Origin of the sequence: Anaeromyxobacter paludicola (assembly GCF_023169965.1) — a bacterium.
GTDB lineage: Bacteria > Myxococcota > Myxococcia > Myxococcales > Anaeromyxobacteraceae > Anaeromyxobacter_B > Anaeromyxobacter_B paludicola.
Genome location: NZ_AP025592.1, coordinates 3,499,719 through 3,518,153 on the forward strand (window position 1 = coordinate 3,499,719; position 18,435 = coordinate 3,518,153).

Sequence of the window (18,435 nt, forward strand, 5' to 3'; positions counted from 1 at the left end):
CTACACGCCGTCGCCCGGCAGCGCCACGCGGAAGGTGCTCCCCTCGCCCTCGGCGCTCTCCACCTCGATCCGCCCGCCCTGGGCCTCGCTCAGGAGGCGCGCGATGAAGAGCCCCAGGCCGAGCCCCTGCTTGCGCCGCGCCCCCTGCCCGCGCACGTAGCGCTGGAAGAGGCCGGGCAGCTCCGCCGCCGGGATGCCGGCGCCCCGGTCGCGCACCGAGAGCAGGACCTCGCGCCCGGCCTGGGCCGCGCCCACCTCGACCGGCGAGCCCTCGGGAGAGTTCTCGAGCGCGTTGTTCACGAGGTTCATGAGGATGCGCTCGAGGTGGCGCGGGTCGGCGCGGGCGGCGAGCCCGGGCGGCGCCGCGACGGCGATCCGCGCCTGGTCCGGCCCGGGGAAGAGCCGCTCGCGCACCTCGAGCGCGAAGGCGCGCAGCTCGATCCGCTCCGGCTCGACCGGGATCTGCCCCTCGGCGAAGCGCGCCATCTGCACCAGGTCCTCGATGGCGTGGGCCATCCGCCGGGCGCTCGCCTCGATGGCCGTGGCCCGCTGCGCCGCCGCCGGGACGCTCGACGCCTCGCGCGCCGCCAGCCGCGCCTGGAGCACGATGGCCGAGAGCGGCGTGCGCAGGTCGTGCGAGATGCCGCGCACCAGGTCCTCGCGCTCGGTCCGCAGCCGCTGCTCCCCCTCCAGGAGCCGGACCCGGTCGAGCGTGATGGCGCAGCGGTCGGCCACCGTCCGGGCGAAGGAGCGATCCGCCTCCCCGAGCGCCTCGGGCGCGCCGAACCCGAGGGTGAGCACCCCGATCCGCTCGCCGCGGACCGCGAGCGGCAGCCCCAGGAAGGAGCCGAGCCCGAGCCGCTCCCGGGCGGCGCGGCGGGTGGGGAACCGCGCGTCGCAGGCGGCGGGGTCGGGGAGCCAGACGACCTCGCCGGAGCGGAACACCTCCATGGGCGCGGACTGTGGGCTGAGCGGCAGCTCGCTCGGGCCGGTCCCCTCCGGGAACCCGGTCGCGTTCACCACCTCGAGCTGGCCCCCGGCCCCGGGCAGCAGGATGGCGAGCTGGGTGGGGCGCACCCCGGCGGCGCAGGCGTCGAACGCGGCCCGGGCCGCCTCCGCCAGGGTGGTGGCGCCGGCCAGGTCGCGCGCGAGCGTCTCGAGGAGCCGCAGGCGGAGGGCGTCGCCGGCCCGGGCGCGCCGGTGCCGCGCCTGCCCGGCGGCGAGGCCCAGCATCCCACCCAGCGCGAGCGCCAGGAGCACGGCGAGCCAGGTGGAGATGTCGCCCAAGCGGTCGGCCTCCCGGAGGGATCCTGCCGGGCCCGGGCGACGATCGCCAGCGCTTCCGCAGGGCCCGTCAGCGCCCGGGGCCCGGGGGGGCCCGCCGGGCCCGCAGCTCGTCGCGGGCGCGGGCGTCGGCCTGCGCGTCGAAGAGCCGCCGGATGGCCGGGAAGATCACCCGCTCCTCGGCCTCGAGGTGCCGCTCGAAGTGGCCCCGCAACCCGGCCGCCGCCCGGGCCAGGGCCGGCGCCAGCTCGGCGTGGCGGGACGGGTCGTCGCGCAGCGCGGCGCAGAGCGCGAGCACGGCGCCCACCGGCTCCTCGTGCGCCGCGTGCTCGGCCCGCATCTCGGAGAGCGCCCGGTCCACCGCCGCGTCCCGCCCCTCGAGCCTGGGCAGGATCGACTCCTCCTCGTCGCGGGCGTGCAGCGGCAGCGCCTCGGAGAAGTACCGGTGCACCCGGGCGGCGGCGTCGCGCACCTCGTCCGGCGCGGGGCGCTCGGCGGCCGCGAGCCGCGCCGCGAGCTCGGTGAAGGTCCGGATCCGCTGGTGGCAGTCGAGCAGGAGGTCCACGAGGTCGCCCTCGGCCGGGCGCGCTCCGAGTCGGGTCAGCATGGGGAGGGCTCATAACGCCGCGGATGCCGACGTGCCCCGGCGGGCTCCCCGGAGTAGACTGCCCCGCCATGCTCATCGTGATGAAGCCCAGCGCGACCGCGGCCGAGGTGGAGGCCGTGGCCGAGAAGATCCGCTCCCTCGGCCTCGCCCCGCACCCCATCCCCGGCGCCGAGCGCGTCGCGATCGGCATCACCGGCAACAAGGGGCCGCTCGATCCCGCCCTCTCCGACGGCCTCTCCGGCATCGCCGACACCATCCGCGTGTCGCAGCCCTGGAAGCTGGTCTCGCGCGAGGTGAAGGCGGAGGACACCGTCATCGACCTCGGCGACGGGGTGCGGCTCGGCGGCCCGTCGATCGTGGTGATGGCCGGGCCGTGCTCGGTCGAGTCGCGCGAGCAGGTGCTCGAGACCGCCCGCGCGGTGAAGGCGCTCGGCGCGACCCTCCTGCGCGGCGGGGCCTGGAAGCCGCGGACGAGCCCCTACGAGTTCCAGGGGCTGGCCGAGGAGGGATTGAAGCTCCTCGCCGAGGCGCGCGACGCCACCGGCCTCAAGGTGGTCACCGAGGTGATGGACGCGGAGACGCTCCCGCTCGTCGCCGAGTACGCCGACCTCATCCAGATCGGCGCCCGCAACATGCAGAACTTCTCGCTGCTCCGGAAGGTGGCGGCCACGAACAAGCCGGTGCTCCTGAAGCGCGGCCCCTCGGCCACCATCAAGGAGTGGCTCATGGCGGCGGAGTACCTGCTCGCCGGCGGCAACTACCAGGTGGCGCTCTGCGAGCGCGGCATCCGCACCTTCGAGAGCATGACCCGCAACACCCTCGACCTGAACGCCGTCCCGGTGCTGAAGCAGCTCACGCACCTGCCGGTGGTGGTCGATCCCTCGCACGGCATCGGGCTGCGCGCGCACGTGCCGGCCATGGCTCGCGCCGGGGTGGCCGCCGGGGCCGACGGGCTCATCGTCGAGGTCCACCCGCGGCCCGAGAAGGCGCTCTCCGACGGCCACCAGTCGCTCACGCCCGAAGAGTTCGGGCGGCTCATGGCGCAGGTGCGGGTCATCGCGGGCGCGCTCGGGCGGCCGGTCTAGGGCGCCCCGCCGGGGGTCGCCGATCGCCCGGCCGCGCGGGCCGGGGGAGCCTCAGCTCCGCGCCGGGTGATGCGCCTCGCGCCGCCCGCGCCAGCGCACGAACTGCTGGTCCGTCCCGAGGATGTGCTCGACGAGCCAGTTGCGCACGAAGGCGAGGGCCGCCGCCGCGCCCGGCCCGTTCACCTCGAGCTCCTTCAGGTGGTGCAGGAACCGGCCGTGCTCGCGGATCTGCTGGTCGAGCTCGGGGTAGCCGGCCTGCGCGAGGTACCGCTCCTCGTCGCGGAAGTGGATCCGCGCGTACTCCCGGAGGGCCGTGTAGAGCGCGCCGAGCACCTCGTCCCCCCGCCGCGCCCGCATGGCGAGGTCGAGCTCCTCGAGGAGGTGGAAGAAGTAGCGGTGCTCGGTGTCGATCCGGTCGTCGCCGATCGCGAAGCGCTGCTTCCAGCGGAAGTGGTCGCCCACGGCCGTCATGGGGGTAACCTGGCGGGCAGGGGGCCGCAGGCCAAGGACCTCTCGGGGACCCCGCCTCCGGGGCAGCCTACGCCACCGCGGGGGCGAGCGCCGGCGCGTGCTCGCCGGGCAGCGCCAGCCACTGCACCCTCACCACCTCTCCCGCCTCGTGCTCGAGGACCCGGACCTGCCGCAGGGCGGTGCTGCTGCCGGCGTTCAGCACGCGCAGCGGCCGCCGCGCCTCGCCGATCGCGGCGCCGCTCGCGACGTGCCGGTGGCCGTGGAGCACGAGGTCGCACCGGCCGCGCAGCCGGGCGAGGAGCGCCGCCCCGAGCCGCAGCTCGTCGGCGAACGGCCAGCCGAAGAAGCTGGCGAGCCGCTCCGCCAGGTCCTCCTCGGGGAGCGGCATGACGTGGTGGTGGAGCATCACCGCCACGAGCGCGCCCGGAGCGGCCTCGGCCACCGCGCGCTCCACCCGCGCGAGGTCGCCGGCGGTGAGCCGGCCGTGGCCGGTGACGAGGCTCCGGTTGTGGGGCGCGGTCGAGTCCACGCGGATCGCGTGGAGCCCCGGCAGGCGCGCCACCGCCACCCGCTCGCCGTCCATGAAGGCCCGGCGCACGTCGTCGCCCATCCGATCGTGGTTGCCGGGGACGAGCAGCACCCGGCCGGTGGCGAGCAGCGGGCGGAAGAGCTCGCGGAAGCGGCGCAGCTCCGCGGTCCGGCCGCGGTGCGTCACGTCGCCGGTCAGCAGCACGGCGTCGAGATCCGCCGCGAGCAGCGCGGCGCAGAGCTGGCGGGCGGCCTCGTCGGTGGCCTCGTCGCGACCGATGTGGAGGTCCGACACGTGCGCCAGCGCCCTCACCCTGCTCCTCCGCCCCCCGGCTCGTCGGTGAAGCTAACCACCGGCCCGCCCCGCAGCGAGGCGGGCGGAGCGGTGGAAATGGGGTAGGGCTGCTACGATGCGGGGCCGATGACCACCCGACCCGTCCTCCTCCTCTGTGCGCTCGCGGGGCTCGGCGCCACCGGCTGCCGCCGCGCCGAGAGGCCCGCCCCCGCCGCGGTCTCACCCCAGCCCGCCCCGGACGCAGCGCCTGCCGCGAGCGCCCCCGACGCTGCGCCGCCCGGCGCCGCGGCCGCCCCCGAGCCGGCCCTGGCCGCGCCCGCTCCCGCCGCGGCGCCCGGCGAGCCCCGGGCCGAGGCGGCCGCGCCCGAGCCGCTCGCGCCGGCCGCGAAGCCGGCCGCGGCGCCCCCGGCGAAGGGGCTCGCCGGCGATCCGGACGAGGGCGTCGTCTACCGGTGGGAGGACGCCGACGGCGTGCACTACGGCCACCTGTTCGAGGTTCCCGCCGCGCTCCGGAAGCGCGCCCGGCCGGTGGACGCGGAGGTGGGGAGCGTCTCGGTCGAGCCGGCGGCGCCGCCCGCCGCCGCGGCAAGCGCCGCCGGCAGCGGAGCCGCCGGGCCGGCCGCGGCGCCGGCCGAGCGCGCCGCGAAGCCCGCGGAGGCGGCGCCCGACAAGGGGCCCGAGAAGAGCCACTACCAGCGCGCCGTGGACCTCGCGACCGGCCGCCCCTCGGCGGACCGCCCGCCGGACCCGAAGTGCCGCCGCGAGAACGGCATGCTGGTCTGCGATCCATGAGGCGCCGGACCGCCCGCCTCGAGCTCTCGCTGCTCCTCGCCGCGGCCGCGGCCGTCGGCTGCGGGCCCTCGCAGCGGCGGGCCTGCGTGGACGGCGAGGGGCGGCGCGCCGACGACGCGCGCTGCGAGCACCCGGGCGCGAGCGACGACTGGACCGCCTCGAACGGCGCCGACGCGGGCGCGCCGGTGGCCGCGGGAGGCGGCTATCACTGGGTCTACTACCCGCGCCCCTGGTACGGGTGGGGCTTCGGCTGGGGCGGCGGCGGGTACGGCGGGCCGGCGCCGGCCGGCTTCCACGCGGGCGAGGGGGGCGTGTCGCGCGGCGGCTTCGGCGGCACCGGCGCGGCGCACGCCGCCGGCGCCGGCCACGGGGGGGCCGCCGGGCACGGGGCGGGCGCGTGAGGCGGGTGGAGGTGGCGCCGCGCCCAGGCTGGCAGGCGCGGCTGGAGGGGGACGGCTTTCCCATCCACACGCCCGACGGCCCGTACTGGGACGAGTCGGCCTGCTACGAGCTCGAGCCCGCCGAGGCCGACGCGCTCGAGGCGGCCACCAACGAGCTGCACGCCCGCTGCCTCGAGGCGGTGGAGCACGTCATCGGCGAGCGGCTCTACCCGAAGCTCGGGATCCCCGAGCTGGCGGTGCCGCTCATCGAGCGCTCCTGGAACGCGCTCGACGGCCAGGGGGCGCCCTCCATCTACGGCCGCATGGACCTCGCGGTCGGCGAGGGGCCGCCCAAGCTCCTCGAGTACAACGCCGACACCCCCACCGCCCTCATCGAGGCGGCGGTGCTGCAGTGGCGCTGGCTCGAGGAGACCTCGCCCGGCGCCGACCAGCTCGACTCGATCCACGAGCGGCTGGTGGCCGGCTGGAAGGACCTCGCCCCCTACCTGCCCGGGCCCCTCCACTTCTCGGCGCTCGACCTCCCGGAGGACGTCCTCACCGCGAGCTACCTCCAGGATACCGCCGCCCAGGCTGGCCTCGAGACGCGCTTCATCGAGGTCCGCGACCTCGGCTGGGACGCCCGCCGCCGCACCTTCGTGGACCTCGAGGGCGCGCCGATCGCGTCGCTCTTCAAGCTCTACCCGTGGGAGTGGCTCTTCGCCGAGCCCTTCGGCGCCCACCTCCCGGAGGCGGCGACCACCTTCGTCGAGCCGCCCTGGAAGATGATCCTGAGCGGCAAGGGGATCCTGGCGGTGCTCTGGGAGCTCTTCCCCGATCACCCGAACCTGCTCCCGGCCTTCTTCGAGCCGCACGGCATGGACCGCTACGCGCGCAAGGCGCTCTACGGCCGCGAGGGGGCCGAGGTGACGCTCTTCGAGGGCGGGCGCGCGGTGGCCGGCGGCGAGCGGGCCGCCTTCTCGCGCGAGGGGTTCGTCTACCAGGCGCGAGCCCGGCTCGAGCCGCACGACGGCAAGTGGCCGGTCGTGGGGAGCTGGCTCGTGCAGGGCGAGGCGGCCGGGATCGGGATCCGCGAGGGCGACGGCCCCATCACCGACGACCGGAGCCGGTTCGTGCCGCACCGGATCCGGTAGCCGGCGACGGCGCTCAGTAGGTGAGCACCGCCGTGTCCTGGCTCAGGCCGGCCGCCGGGTCGGCCTGGACGACCACGTACTTCTTCGAGCAGCCCGCTCCGTAGAAGACGAAGCGGCCGTGCGTCGGGAACGAGTTGGCGCCCACGTTCCAGTACGGCAGCGTGATGCTCCGGGTGGGGCCGAGGTAGGTGGCGTTCAGGAGCTCGACTGTGCCGTCGAGGGCCCAAGATCCGTAGGAGGGGCTGGCCGGGATGGCCGCGAGCTCGGAGGCGCAGTCGTCGAGGTGGGTCACCGCGCTGAGCCCTGGCAGCGCGCCCCCGTAGGCAAGATCCAGGGACTGGGTCTCATCGGCGCGCAGCGTCGTGGAGGAGGAGGTGTAGATCCGGTTGCCATCCCCGCTCATCCAGATCCTGGCGGGGGCCCAGAAGTTCCCCCAGCTCGAGTCCCAGACGTGCGTCACCGTGCTGGTGGAGACGTTCCAGCGCTGGACCCCGCCGCTGATCCCGACGTACATCCGGTCCCCGTCGCGGTGGAGGCGCGCGCTGGCGGGCGGGTCGGTCAGGTACGCGCCGATCTTCGTCTCGGCGCCGGTGGCCAGCTCGATCGCGCGGATCCCGGCCGAGGTGTCGCTGCGCGGGAAGAGGTAGGCCCATCCGTTGCCGGCCAGCACGCAGGTGCCGACGTCGGTGGTGACCGGGATCGTGTTCAGGAGCGCGGGTCCCGAGAGATCCACATACGAGAGCCAGGCGTCGTGCCCGATGACGGCATGAAGGCCGTCCGGGCTCAGGCTCAGGCACTGCGGCGCGAGCGGCAGCGCGACGCTCTTCTCCGCCCCGGTCGCCGGGTCCTGGACGTAGAGCGCCCGAGAGGCCGCGTCGGCCATCACCAGGCGATCGAGGGCGCGGCTGTACTCGGCGAGCAGCACCCCGTGCGAGAGGGCGGTCATCCTCTGCCCGGCCGGCCCGACGATGACCGTCACCGAGGCGGTGGCGCTCTGGTGGTCGTCAGCGGTGACCGTCACCTGGAGCGTGTAGCTCCCCGTGACGGTGGCGCTGAAGGAGGGCTTGGCGGTCGCGGCGCCGATGATCGCGCCATCGCCGCCCATGGGCTGCTGGGTCAGGTTCCAGGAGAAGGAGAGCGAACGGCCGTAGGGGTCGGAGCTGGCGCTGGCGTCGAGGGTCACCGGCGCGCCCGGCGGCGTGGTCACGCTCGCGTTTGCGACCTGAGCTGTCGGAGGGCCGTCCTGCCGCCCCGTGAACGTGAGGGTCGCCACCTGCGTCGTGATGCCGCAGCCCCCGATGGAACCGTCGAACGTGACGGAGAAGCTCCCATCGGTCAGGCTGCCGTAGCCGCTGTGGATCTCCCAGGTGTACGTGCAGTTCCTGCCGGGAATCGTGCAGGTATGGGCGCCGACGGTGATGGCGGTGTCGGAGGTCACGCGCGCGGCCGGCCCCTTGCCGTCCCGGCAGAACCCCGGGAAGGTGAGCGCGTTCCGCCCCGTGGTCGAGACGTCCAGCGCTGCGGACCCGCTGCTGGCGCCCGAATGCATGGTGCCAATCCAGCGGCCGACGAACGGGCCGGATGCGTCGTGGTCCAGGACGTCGTCCGGAACGTTCGAGCTGGAGCCGCCACAGCCCGCGAGGCAGCAGCCCAGGCCGAGCCCGACGAGAAGCGCAGCGCGCATGAGACTCCCCCCTTCGCCGCCTTGTACCGGCCGGTGAGGGAGAGAGGAAGGACAAATTGACCGTAGGTACGGGAGCGCATCGCGGGGGCGGATTCCATGGAAGCCGGCGCCCGGCTTCGTGTTAGTAGCACGATTCATGAAGTCGTATGCCGAACTGTTCTTCCTCGCGGCCGCGGCGCTCGTCTCGGTTCCGGCGCGGGCGCTCGAAGTCTCGGGTGAGCCGATCGAGCTGCCGGAGGCGGTGGTGGTGCTGCACTACGAGGACAGGATCGGCAGCTCCGACGCCGCCAGCGCCGGGACGGTGACCCAGCAGCTGGTGGAGGACCGGCCCATCCTGCGCCCGGGCGAGGTGCTCGAGCTCGTGCCCGGGCTGGTCATCACCCAGCACAGCGGCGCCGGCAAGGCCAACCAGTACTTCCTGCGCGGCTTCAACCTCGACCACGGCACCGACTTCGCGACCACCCTGGACGGCGTGCCGCTCAACCTGCGCACCCACGCGCACGGCCAGGGCTACACCGACTTGAACCCGCTCATCCCCGAGCTCGTCGATCACGTCGATTACTTCAAGGGCCCCTACTTCGCCTCGAAGGGCGACTTCGCCTCCGCGGGGGCGGCCGACCTCCACTACGCCGAGGCGCTCCCGGAGACGCTCTTCCAGGCCACCCTCGGCACGCTCGGCTACCGGCGGGCGGTCGCCGCCGGCTCGCCGGAGCTCGCGGGCGGCCGGCTCCTCTACGGGTTCGAGTACGCCCACGAGGACGGGCCCTGGGTGCACCCCGACGACTACCGGCGCGTGAGCGGCGTGCTGCGCTACACCCATCCGCTCGGCGCGGGGAAGGTCTCGGTCGAGGCGACCGCCTACGCCGGCACCTGGGACGCCACCGACCAGATCCCGCTGCGCGCCGTGGTCTCGGGCGCGCTCGACCGCTACGGCGCGGTCGATCCGACGAGCGGCGGCAGCTCACACCGGTACGGCCTCTCCGCGAGCCTGGAGGAGCCGCTCCTCGGCGGCGTGCTGCGCGCCAACGCCTACGCGGTGAAGTACGATCTCGACCTCTTCTCCGACTTCACCTACTTCCTCGACGATCCCGTGCACGGGGACCAGTTCGAGCAGCGCGACGACCGCTGGTATTACGGCACCTCCGGGAGCTGGCGGTGGCTCGGCGCGCTCGCCGGCGCGCGGCTGCAGGCGGAGCTCGGCTGGGAGGGGCGGCTCGAGCGGATCGCGCCGGTGGGGCTCTATCACACGGCGGCGCGCGTCCGGCTCGAGACCACGCGCGAGGACCGGGTCTGGGAGGCGAGCGGGGCGCTCTACGGGTCGCTCGACGCCGCCTTCACGCCCTGGCTGCGGGCGATCGTGGGCGCGCGCTACGACGGCTACCTCTTCGACGTCGCGAGCAGCGATCCTCGCAACGGCGGGCACGCCAGCGCTGGCCGCGCGTCGCCCAAGGCGTCCCTGGTGCTCGGCCCCTGGGCACAGACCGAGCTCTTCGCCAACTTCGGGTACGGCTTCCACTCCAACGATGCCCGCGGCGTCACCACCACCGTCGATCCCGCCACCGGCGAGCGGGTTCAGCCGGTGACCCCGCTCGTGCAGACGCGCGGCGGCGAATTGGGGATCCGGACGGAGCTCGTGCCGCGCATGCAGACCTCGCTCTCGCTCTGGCGGCTCGACCTCGACTCGGAACTCCTCTTCACCGGCGACGCCGGCACCACCGAGCCCTCGCGCCCCTCGCGCCGGCAGGGGCTCGAGTGGAGCGTGCGCTACGAGCCCCTGCGCTGGCTCCTCTTCGACCTCGACCTCGCCTGGTCGCGCGCCCGCTTCACCGACCCCGATCCGGCCGGCGACCACGTCCCCGGCTCCATCGAGACCGCGGTCTCCGCCGGCGCGACCGTCCACGCGCTCGGCCCCTGGTCGGCGAGCGCCTTCCTGCGCCACTTCGGCCCGCGCCCGCTCGTCGAGGACGACCGCGTGCGCTCCTCGGCCTCGACCACCGTGAACGCGCAGCTCGCCTACCGGCTCGGGGAGCACGTCCGGCTCACCCTCGACGTCTTCAACCTGCTCGACAGCCGGGTGGACGACATCGCCTACTTCTACGTCTCGCGCTCGAAGGGGGAGCCGGCCGCCGGCGTGGCCGACGTCCACTTCCACCCCGCCGAGCCGCGGAGCGCCCGGGCCACGGTGGCGGTGCTCTTCTAGCCGGCGCGCGGTTGCGCCCGATCGGAGGCGCTGGTAGGCATCTTCGCGGAGGCACCTGCATGCTGGAGCGCATCGGCATCTCGCTGGAGCACGACCTGCTCGCGCAGTTCGACCGGCTCATCGAGGAGAAGGGCTACGAGAACCGCTCCGAGGCGATCCGCGACCTCATCCGCGAGCAGCTCGTGGCGCGCGGCTGGTCGGAGGCGCGGGGCGACGAGGAGCGGGTGGCGGTGGTCACGCTGGTCTACGACCACGACTCGTCGAGCCTGGCGCAGAAGCTCACCCACATCCAGCATGAGAACCACCTCGCGGTGGTCTCGGCGCTCCACGTCCACATGGACCACCACAACTGCCTCGAGGTGCTGGTGCTCCGCGGCAAGGCCAAGGAGATCCTGCGGATGGGCGAGAGCCTGGTGAGCACCAAGGGCGTGCGCTACGGGAAGGTGGTCCCGGCGACGACGGGGCAGGAGCTGAAGTAGCCCGCCGCTAGGCCCGCCGCGCGGGCCGGGGCCGCGGCGCCTCGTGCCCGGCGCGGGCGTCCTCCTGCCGCGCGCGGTGCTCCTCGTGCCGCGCACGGTGCTCCTCGTGCCGCGCACGGTGCTCCAGGATGCGCGGGAGGCGCTCCTCGATCCAGTCGGTCAGCGCCTCCACGTGCCCGGCCACCTCGCGCCCGAGCGGCGTCAGGCTGTAGTCCACCCGGGGCGGGATGACCGGGTAGACCTCCCGGAGGACGAAGCCGTCGCGCTCGAGCGCCTGGAGCGTCTGGGCGAGCATCTTCTCGCTCACGCCCGCCACCTTGCGCCGGAGCTCGCTGAAGCGGTGCGTGGACTCGAGCAGCGCCACCAGCACCAGCACGCCCCAGCGGCTGGTCACGTGGTCGAGCACCCCCCGCGACGGGCAGGCGGGCGCGTAGAGATCGCCGCGGCGAGGCAATGCGTTCCGGTTCATCGCCCGGGCCAGGTGGCCGCTGCGCCTCGTCTCGATCATGTCAGTAACTTACCAAAAGGTAGGTACTTTCGCAAAGTGAGTGTCAGCGTTAGGTTCCGCTCCAGACCAACCCCTTGCAAGGAGAGAGACCCCATGTTCGTCGTCACCGCAGCCACCGGAAAGCTGGGCCGCCACGCGGTCGAGGCGCTGCTCCAGAAGGTGCCCGCCCGCGAGATCGCGGCGGCCGTGCGCCACCCCGAGAAGGCGGCCGACCTCGCCGCCCGCGGCGTGCAGGTGCGAGAGGCCGACTACACCCGCCCCGGCACCCTGCAGGCGGCCTTCCAGGCCGGCGACAAGGTGCTCTTCATCTCGTCGAGCGCCGTCGGCGAGCGGCTGCCGCAGCACCGGGCGGTGGTGGAGGCGGCGCGGAAGGCCGGGGTGGCGCTCCTCGCCTACACGAGCCTGCTCCGGGCCGACCGCTCCACCCTCGGGCTCGCCCCGGAGCACAAGGGCACCGAGGAGCTCGTCCGCGCCTCCGGCCTGCCGTTCGTCTTCCTGCGCAACGGCTGGTACCTCGAGAACTACACCGAGAACCTCGGGCCGGCGCTGGCGCACGGGGCCATCGCCGGCTGCGCCGGGCAGGGCCGCATCGCCGCCGCCTCCCGGGCCGACTACGCGGCCGCCGCGGTCGAGGTGCTCACCGGCGCGGGCCACGAGGGGAAGGCCTACGAGCTCGCCGGCGACGCCCCCTTCACGCTGGCCGAGCTCGCGGCCGAGGTCTCGCGCCAGCTCGGCCGGACCATCGCCTACGCCGACCTGCCGCCGGAGGAGTACCGCAAGGTGCTCACCGCGGCCGGGCTGCCCGGCCCGTTCGTGGAGCTGCTCGTCGACTCCGACCTGGGCGCCTCCCGCGGCGAGCTCGACGACCGGACGGGCGAGCTGCGTCGCCTCATCGGCCGCCCCACCACCTCGCTCGCGGCGGCGGTGAAGGCGGGGCTGGGGCGCTGACGCGAGGCGCCGCGCCTTCGCTCAGCCGCCGCGCAGCGCGCCCCCGTGCGGGTGGCGGTGCTTGAGGATGTGCGGCGTCTCGAGCCGGTGCGCCGCCATGAGCCGCTCGTCCCCGAGCACCGCGGCGGTCGGGCCGTCGGCCACCACCCGGCCGCCGTCGAGCACCGCCACCCGCGGGCAGAGCTCCACCACGAGCTCCAGGTCGTGCGTCACCACGAGCAGCCCCTGCTCGAGCCGCGAGAGCCGCCCCAGGAGCTGGCGGCGGGCGTAGGGGTCGAGGAAGGCGGTCGGCTCGTCGAGCACGAGGAGCCGGGGCCCGGTGACGAGCGCGCCGGCGAGCGTCACCGCCCGCTTCTCGCCCGAGGAGAGGTGCCCCGGGAAGCGGCCGGCGAGGCGGCCCGCCCCCATCTCCTCGAGCGCGGCCCGCGCGCGCGCCTCGGCCTCGGCGGGCGGCACCCCGGCGGCGAGCGGCGCGAAGGCCACGTCCTCGAGCACCGTGGGCATGAAGAGCTGGTCGTCGGGGTCGTTGAAGAGGAAGCCGGTGCGGGCCCGGATCTCGGGGAGCGACGCCGGCGCGAGCGGCAGCCCGGCCACCCGCGCCGTCCCGGCGGAGGGCTCCACCAGCCCGGCGAGGAGCGAGATGAGGGTGGTCTTGCCGGCGCCGTTCGGCCCCACCAGGCCGAGCCGCTCCCCCTCGCCGAGCCGGAGGTCCACGCCGCGCAGCGCCTCGGTGCCGTCGGGGTAGCGGAAGGCGACGCCCTCGAGCGCGACGAGCTCGGCGGGGCGGGCGCCGGGGGCGGGAGCGGGACCGGTCACGAGAGCCTCGAGAGGAGCGCCTCGCCGGCCCAGCGCGAGAGCGGCAGGAGCCGGGCGGCGGCGCAGAAGGTGACCCCGAGCGCGAGGAACGCGGCGTCGCGGGCCCGGAACCGCTCGGTCGCGAGCGAGGGGAGCTCGCCTTGGAAGCCGCGCACCTGCATGCAGCGGTAGACGCGCTCGCCGCGATCCCAGGTCCGGCGGAGCAGGGTGAAGAGCATGCCGCGGGCGGTGGCGAGCCGGGGCAGCCTTCGCCGGGGCTCGCGCAGGAGCCGCGCCGCCTGGAGCCGCTCCCCCTCGGCGACCAGGAGGAAGAGGTAGCGGTAGAGGAACTGGAGCTGGGTGGTGAGCGCCGCCGGGGTCCCGAGGAGCCGGAGCCCGCGCACCAGCCGCGGCATGGAGGTGGTGGCGACGAGGAGGAGGAGCGTGCTCGTGCAGAGGGCGAACCGGAGCAGGATCGAGAGCAGCGACAGCACGCCCCCGCGCACCGCCACGCCGGCGACGTGCGCCGCCGGCGCGGTGTCGAGGAAGGGGTTCGCGAGCCCGACCAGCAGCGCGAACGGGCTCGCCGCCAGCACGAGCCGCAGCACCGGGCGCGGCGCCACCCGGCCGCCGAGCCCGAGCGCCACCGGCACCGCGAAGAAGGGCAGGAGCCCCGCCACCTCGTAGCGCGGGAAGGAGCTCACCGCGAGCACCAGCGCGGCGGCGACGAGGAGCTTGGCGCGCGCGTCGAGCCGGTGGACGGGGCTGTCGGCGTATCCGAGGCGATCGAGCTCGCGCGCGGCGACCCGGCTCACCGGGCGTCGCTCCGGCCGGCGCGCCCGCGGCGCAGGAGCGCGGCGGCGCCGCCCACCAGGCCCAGGGTGGCGAGGAGCCCGAGCCCGCCGGCGAGCGAGGTGCCGAGCCGCGCCGAGCCGGGCGCGCGCGCGGGCAGGGCGTAGTCGGGGAGGAGCGCGGTGCGGGCCTGCACCGCCCGCAGCGCCGCGTGCGCCGCGCCGTCCTCGCGCACCGCGGCCCCGGAGCGCGCCAGCGCCCACTCGAGCCCGTCGGGCCGCGCCGAGGCGAACCAGGCGCCCACGCACCCCGTGAACACCGCGAGGGCGAGGACGGTGGGCGCGAGCGGCAGCCGCCCCGCGGCCGGGGCCGGCGCCGGGCCGGTCGCGCCGAGGCGCGAGGCGAAGCGGATCATGCCGGCGGTGACCAGTCCCTCGACGGCGCCGATGGGCAGGTGGACGCCGAGCATGAGCGCGGCGAAGCGGGAGAAGGGGAGGTCGGCGCGGCCGGAGAGCTGCGTCTCCACCATCACGCCGAGCGCGCCGAGCTCGGCGGCGAGCAGGGCCGGGGCGAGGCAGGCGAGGGTGAGCCGCGCCGGGCCGGGGGCGTCCCCCGCGAGCCTGCGCTGCAGCGGGAGCCCGAGGAGGGCCGGCCAGACGCCCATGTTGAAGAGGTTGCAGCCGAGGGCCAGCAGGCCGCCGTCGGCGAAGAAGAGCGCCTGCACCAGCAGCACCGAGGCCATCACCACCAGCGCCGCGCTCGGCCCGAGCAGGACCGAGAGGAGGAGCCCGCCGGCGAGGTGGCCGGAGGAGCCGGTCCCCGGGATGGCGAAGTTCACCATCTGGGCGGCGAAGACGAACGCCCCGAGCACGCCCATGAGCGGCACCCGGCGGGCCTGGTCGGGCTCGCGCGAGAGCCGGCGCGCCGCGCCCGCCACGAGCAGCCCGGCCGCCGCGTCGAACGCGAGGCCCACGGAGGGCGAGAGCAGGGCGTCGGCCATGTGCATGGTCGGTCGGGCGGCCGCGGCGGGAGCCGTAGCACGAGAACGACACTCGTATGCCTGGCGGGCCGGCTGGTCAAGGACGTTGGGGCCTCGGGGGCGGCCGCGCCGCGCCGCCTTCCGCTACACTCGCCCCCCATGCGCGCGCTCCTCATCGGCGGGACCCGCTTCGTCGGCTACCTCCTGGCGCGCCGGCTCCTCGCCGGCGGTCACGAGGTGACGGTGCTCAACCGCGGCACCCTCGCCGACCCCTTCGGCCCCGAGGTGGAGAAGCTCCGCGCCGACCGGACCGGGCCCGCCCTCGGCGAGGCGCTCCGGGGCCGGAGCTTCGACGCCGTCTTCGACTTCGCGGGCTACACCGCCGAGGACGGGCGGCGCGCGGCGGAGCTGCTCGACGGCCGGGTGGGCCACTACCTCGCCGTCTCCACCGGGCAGGTCTACCTGGTGCGCGAGGGGGCGCCGCGGCCGGCGCGGGAGGCCGACTACGACGGGCCGGTGATGGCCCGCCCCGCCGAGGCGGAGGAGCTCGCCGAGTGGGAGTACGGCGTCGGCAAGCGCGGCTACGAGGACGCGCTCCGGGCCGCCCACGCGGCGCGCGGCTTCCCGGTCACGGTGGTGCGCATCCCCATGGTGAACGGCGAGCGCGACTACTACCGGCGCATCGAGCGCTACCTCTGGCGGCTCGGGCAGGGCGGCCCGGTGCTCCTCCCCGACGGCGGCGGGCACGCCACGCGCCACGTCTACGGCGGCGAGGTGGCCCGGTTCCTGGCGCTCGCCGCCGGGCGGCCGGAGACCTTCGGGCAGGCCTACAACCTGGCCCAGGAGGAGACCCCGACCCTGCGCGAGCTCGTGGCCGCGCTCCGCGACCTCCTCGGCTCGGCGTCGCCGCTCGCAGCCGCGCCGGCCGAGCTCCTCCGCGCGCGCGGGCTCGACCCGCTCCTCCTCTCGCCCTTCAGCGGCGCCTGGATGAGCTTCCTCGATCCCTCGCGCGCCCGCGACGCGCTCGGCTTCCGGCACGAGCCGCTCGCCTCGTACCTGGGGCGGATCGTGGCGAGCTGGCTCGCACACCCGCCCGAGGACGCGCCGCCGGGCGCCGAGCGGCGCGGGGACGAGCTCGCGCTGGCGGCGGAGCTGCTGGGCTAGCTCCGGTAGTCCGCGTTCTCGGTCACGTACTCGTGGGTGCGGTCGGCGCCCAGCACCTCGCAGGCGCCGTCGCCCATCCCGAGCGCCACCGCGATCTCGACGCAGCGCTCGTGCGGCGGGTGCCGGTGCGGCGGCTGGAAGGTGAGCCCGTCCGGCGGCGGCGCGCTCGCGTACATCTCCGCGGCCTTGAGGTGGGCCACGAGCCGCTGCTCCTTCTCCGGGTCGAGCCGCATCGCGCCGCCCTCGAAGACCACCTCGCCGCCCACCGCGATGCGGACGCGGGCCGGGTCGAGCGGCATCCCCTCGCGCCCGGCCAGCTTGCCGATGGCGCAGAGGATCCGGCCGAGGTTCGGGTCGTTGCCGGCCACGGCGCACTGGAGCAGGGGCGAGTTCACGAGCGACTTGCCGAGCGCGCGGGCCGCCCGGGCGTCGGGCGCGCCCTCGAGCCGCGCCCGGATGACGTGGTGGACCCCCTCGCCGTTGCGGACCACGTCCTCGGCGAGGTCGCGGCAGACCTGGCGGAGCGCGGCCCGGAAGGCGGCGGCGTCCACCTTCGGCCCGGCGGCGGAGGAGACCAGCGCCACGGTGTCGGAGGTGCTGGTGTCGGAGTCGATGGAGATGCAGTTGAAGCTCGCCTCGTTCGCCTCGGCGAGCGCGGCGCGCAGCTCCTCGCGCGGCAGGTCGGCGTCGGTGAGGAGGAAGACCAGCATGGTGGCGAGGTCGGGCTCGATCATCCCGGCCCCCTTGGCCACCCCGACCAGGCTCGCGCCGCCGGGCAGCTCGGCGCGGCGGACCTTGGGGTAGAGGTCGGTGGTCATGATCGCCTCGGCGAGCGGCAGCGCGCTCTCGCCCTGCAGCGCGCCGGCCGCGGCCGGCAGCGCCGCGAGCATGGCCTCGACCGGCAGCCGCCAGCCGATGACGCCGGTGGAGGAGGGGAGCACCTCGGTGGGCGCCATCCCCAGGAGCCGGGCCGCCTCGGCGCAGATCCGCTCCGCCGCCGCCTCGCCGCCGGGGGCGCAGACGTTCGAGACCTTGTTGTTGACGACGAGCGCCCCGAGCCGGGGCTCGGCGAGCCGCCGGCGGCCCACCAGGACCGGCGCGCCCGGGAAGGCGTTCCGCGTGAACGCCGCGGCGAAGGCCGCGCTCGGGCGCTCCAGGGCGACGAGCGAGAGGTTCATGCGGGCCCGCTTCGACGGGACCTCCACCGGCGCGAACTCGAGGGAGGCGGTGCCGGTGCGGAAGCCCTTCGGCAGCCGGGACTGGGTCTCGAGCCAGGCGCGGTGCGCGGCGGCGCTCTGGAAGGTGAGGGCGGTGGAGTACATGCGGAGCCTCTACCCCCGGCCGGCCCGCCCGGTCAACGGCGCGGCGCGCCGGGCGCCCCGTCCTGCCGGAGCGAGGCGGCGAGCCCGTCCACCGCCGCCCGCAGCCCGCCGATGAGCTGGCCCACCTCGGCCAGGCTCGCGAGCTGCTCCTTCGTGCCCGCGGCGGCGCGGGCGATGGCGCCGTCGAGGCTGCCGATCGCCTCGCGCGCGTCGGAGAGGGTCTTCTGCACGTCGCCCGCCGCGCCGCGGGCGTCCTCGGCGAGCCGGAGCATGTCCTTCGAGATGACGGCGAAGGCCCGGCCCCGCTCCCCGGCGCGCGACGCCTCCACCGCCCCGTTGATGCTCAGGATCCGGCTCTGGAGCGCGATCTGCTGGACCCCGCTCACCACGTCGTCCGTGGCGGCGAGCCGCTCGCGGGCGGCGCCGGCCGCCTTCTCCATGCCCTCGACCAGCTCCGACGACTCGCGGGCGAGCGTCCCGAGCCGCGCCACGAGCCCCTGCACCCCGCCCGACACCTTGCTCGCGGCGTCCTGCAGCCGGCGCTGCTGGTCGAGCTCCTCCACCCAGGCGGCGAGCACGGTCGCGGCCACCCGGGCGAGCGGCTTCGACAGCGCGAGCGGGCCGGTGATGCCGAAGGTCCCGGCGCGCCGGCCGTCCACCACCACCGGGCAGCTGTAGCCCTCCCGCACCAGCGGGTTCGCGGCCGCCTCCTCGGCGGTGACCGCCGCCTCGTCCACCTCGCCGCGGAGGATGCGCTGCGCCCCGGCGTGCTTCTGGCCGATGCGGCTCCGGTCCACCGCCTTCACGATGGTGCCGGTCTCGTCGCAGATGATGAGGGGGAAGCCGGTCTCGGCCCGGAGGAACTCGAGGAAGCGGTCGGCGAGGCGCCAGAAGTCGGGACCGAGGGTCATGGTCTTGTTCCCCGGGGTGGGCCGGGATCATGGCACGGCCCCGCACCCTTCCGCCAGCCG

The 18,435-nt window shown here is 75.6% G+C and carries 19 protein-coding genes; 8 read left to right on the top strand and 11 right to left on the bottom strand.

The genetic code is table 11. The features are described 5' to 3' along the window. Positions 1-1,287: a GAF domain-containing sensor histidine kinase gene (locus AMPC_RS15715; protein WP_248342362.1), complete on the bottom strand. Its 1,287-nt coding sequence runs from the start codon at positions 1,285-1,287 to the stop codon at positions 1-3. Positions 1,288-1,354: 67 nt separating this feature from the next. Continuing rightward, on the bottom strand, positions 1,355-1,891 hold the full coding sequence (locus AMPC_RS15720) for a hemerythrin domain-containing protein (RefSeq protein ID WP_248342363.1): 537 nt from the start codon (positions 1,889-1,891) through the stop codon (positions 1,355-1,357). Between the two features lie 68 nt (positions 1,892-1,959). Here AMPC_RS15720 and aroF point away from each other — a divergent pair, with 68 nt between their 5' ends. After that, on the top strand, positions 1,960-2,976 hold the full coding sequence (gene aroF / locus AMPC_RS15725; RefSeq protein WP_248342364.1) for a 3-deoxy-7-phosphoheptulonate synthase: 1,017 nt from the start codon (positions 1,960-1,962) through the stop codon (positions 2,974-2,976). A gap of 51 nt (positions 2,977-3,027) precedes the next feature. On the opposite strand, the gene AMPC_RS15730 is transcribed toward aroF, so the two are convergent. Both AMPC_RS15730 and AMPC_RS15735 read right to left on the bottom strand, forming a co-directional pair. Then, entirely contained in the window at positions 3,028-3,447 is a 420-nt protein-coding gene (locus AMPC_RS15730; RefSeq protein WP_248342365.1) for a bacteriohemerythrin, read from the bottom strand. A 67-nt stretch (positions 3,448-3,514) separates the two neighbouring features. Continuing rightward, on the bottom strand, positions 3,515-4,288 hold the full coding sequence (locus AMPC_RS15735; protein WP_248342366.1) for a metallophosphoesterase family protein: 774 nt from the start codon (positions 4,286-4,288) through the stop codon (positions 3,515-3,517). 108 nt (positions 4,289-4,396) lie between these two features. Between AMPC_RS15735 and AMPC_RS15740 the strand changes: the two genes are divergently transcribed. From AMPC_RS15740 to AMPC_RS15750, 3 genes are read left to right on the top strand one after another with little or no spacing between them, the layout of a single operon-like run. Beyond that, positions 4,397-5,062, top strand: a complete 666-nt coding sequence (locus AMPC_RS15740) for a hypothetical protein (protein ID WP_248342367.1) — start codon at positions 4,397-4,399, stop codon at positions 5,060-5,062. Further along, positions 5,059-5,463, top strand: coding sequence for a hypothetical protein (locus tag AMPC_RS15745; RefSeq protein WP_248342368.1), 405 nt, complete (start codon positions 5,059-5,061; stop codon positions 5,461-5,463). Before AMPC_RS15740 ends, AMPC_RS15745 begins: the two co-directional genes overlap by 4 nt. Before the next feature lie 11 nt (positions 5,464-5,474). Next, the gene (locus AMPC_RS15750; protein ID WP_248342369.1) at positions 5,475-6,593 is read left to right on the top strand and encodes a glutathionylspermidine synthase family protein; all 1,119 of its coding nucleotides are present in this window, start codon (positions 5,475-5,477) and stop codon (positions 6,591-6,593) included. 13 nt (positions 6,594-6,606) lie between these two features. Here the strand turns inward: AMPC_RS15750 and AMPC_RS15755 are convergent, their stop codons facing one another. Continuing rightward, positions 6,607-8,277 carry a YncE family protein gene (locus tag AMPC_RS15755; protein WP_248342370.1) on the bottom strand — a complete coding sequence of 557 codons (1,671 nt, stop codon included), beginning with the start codon at positions 8,275-8,277 and terminating at the stop codon, positions 6,607-6,609. A 136-nt stretch (positions 8,278-8,413) separates the two neighbouring features. Between AMPC_RS15755 and AMPC_RS15760 the strand changes: the two genes are divergently transcribed. Both AMPC_RS15760 and nikR read left to right on the top strand, forming a co-directional pair. Then, a complete protein-coding gene (locus AMPC_RS15760) occupies positions 8,414-10,477 on the top strand; it encodes a TonB-dependent receptor (protein WP_248342371.1) in 2,064 nt (687 codons plus the stop codon). A gap of 59 nt (positions 10,478-10,536) precedes the next feature. Beyond that, complete coding sequence (gene nikR, locus AMPC_RS15765; RefSeq protein ID WP_248342372.1) at positions 10,537-10,956, top strand: nickel-responsive transcriptional regulator NikR; 420 nt, start codon at positions 10,537-10,539, stop codon at positions 10,954-10,956. A gap of 7 nt (positions 10,957-10,963) precedes the next feature. On the opposite strand, the gene AMPC_RS15770 is transcribed toward nikR, so the two are convergent. Further along, positions 10,964-11,464, bottom strand: a complete 501-nt coding sequence (locus tag AMPC_RS15770) for a winged helix-turn-helix transcriptional regulator (RefSeq protein ID WP_256466065.1) — start codon at positions 11,462-11,464, stop codon at positions 10,964-10,966. A gap of 93 nt (positions 11,465-11,557) precedes the next feature. Between AMPC_RS15770 and AMPC_RS15775 the strand changes: the two genes are divergently transcribed. Next, a complete protein-coding gene (locus AMPC_RS15775; RefSeq protein ID WP_248342373.1) occupies positions 11,558-12,412 on the top strand; it encodes an SDR family oxidoreductase in 855 nt (284 codons plus the stop codon). Positions 12,413-12,433: 21 nt separating this feature from the next. Here the strand turns inward: AMPC_RS15775 and AMPC_RS15780 are convergent, their stop codons facing one another. From AMPC_RS15780 to AMPC_RS15790, 3 genes are read right to left on the bottom strand one after another with little or no spacing between them, the layout of a single operon-like run. Continuing rightward, positions 12,434-13,228 (bottom strand): energy-coupling factor ABC transporter ATP-binding protein, encoded by a 795-nt coding sequence (locus AMPC_RS15780; protein ID WP_248342374.1) that lies wholly within the window; start codon positions 13,226-13,228, stop codon positions 12,434-12,436. After that, positions 13,225-14,022, bottom strand: coding sequence for an energy-coupling factor transporter transmembrane component T family protein (locus AMPC_RS15785; RefSeq protein ID WP_248342375.1), 798 nt, complete (start codon positions 14,020-14,022; stop codon positions 13,225-13,227). The genes AMPC_RS15780 and AMPC_RS15785 overlap by 4 nt, the downstream gene beginning before the upstream one ends. Beyond that, a complete protein-coding gene (locus AMPC_RS15790; protein WP_248342376.1) occupies positions 14,019-14,999 on the bottom strand; it encodes an energy-coupling factor ABC transporter permease in 981 nt (326 codons plus the stop codon). The genes AMPC_RS15785 and AMPC_RS15790 overlap by 4 nt, the downstream gene beginning before the upstream one ends. Positions 15,000-15,137: 138 nt before the next feature. On the opposite strand from AMPC_RS15790, the gene AMPC_RS15795 reads away from it, so the two are divergent. Then, positions 15,138-16,142: an NAD-dependent epimerase/dehydratase family protein gene (locus AMPC_RS15795; RefSeq protein WP_248342377.1), complete on the top strand. Its 1,005-nt coding sequence runs from the start codon at positions 15,138-15,140 to the stop codon at positions 16,140-16,142. On the opposite strand, the gene AMPC_RS15800 is transcribed toward AMPC_RS15795, so the two are convergent. After that, a complete protein-coding gene (locus AMPC_RS15800; RefSeq protein ID WP_248342378.1) occupies positions 16,139-17,464 on the bottom strand; it encodes a bifunctional ornithine acetyltransferase/N-acetylglutamate synthase in 1,326 nt (441 codons plus the stop codon). The two genes, AMPC_RS15795 and AMPC_RS15800, sit on opposite strands and share 4 nt — an antisense overlap. 32 nt (positions 17,465-17,496) lie before the next feature. Then, positions 17,497-18,375 (bottom strand): sugar diacid recognition domain-containing protein, encoded by an 879-nt coding sequence (locus AMPC_RS15805; protein WP_248342379.1) that lies wholly within the window; start codon positions 18,373-18,375, stop codon positions 17,497-17,499. Positions 18,376-18,435: the final 60 nt, after the last annotated feature.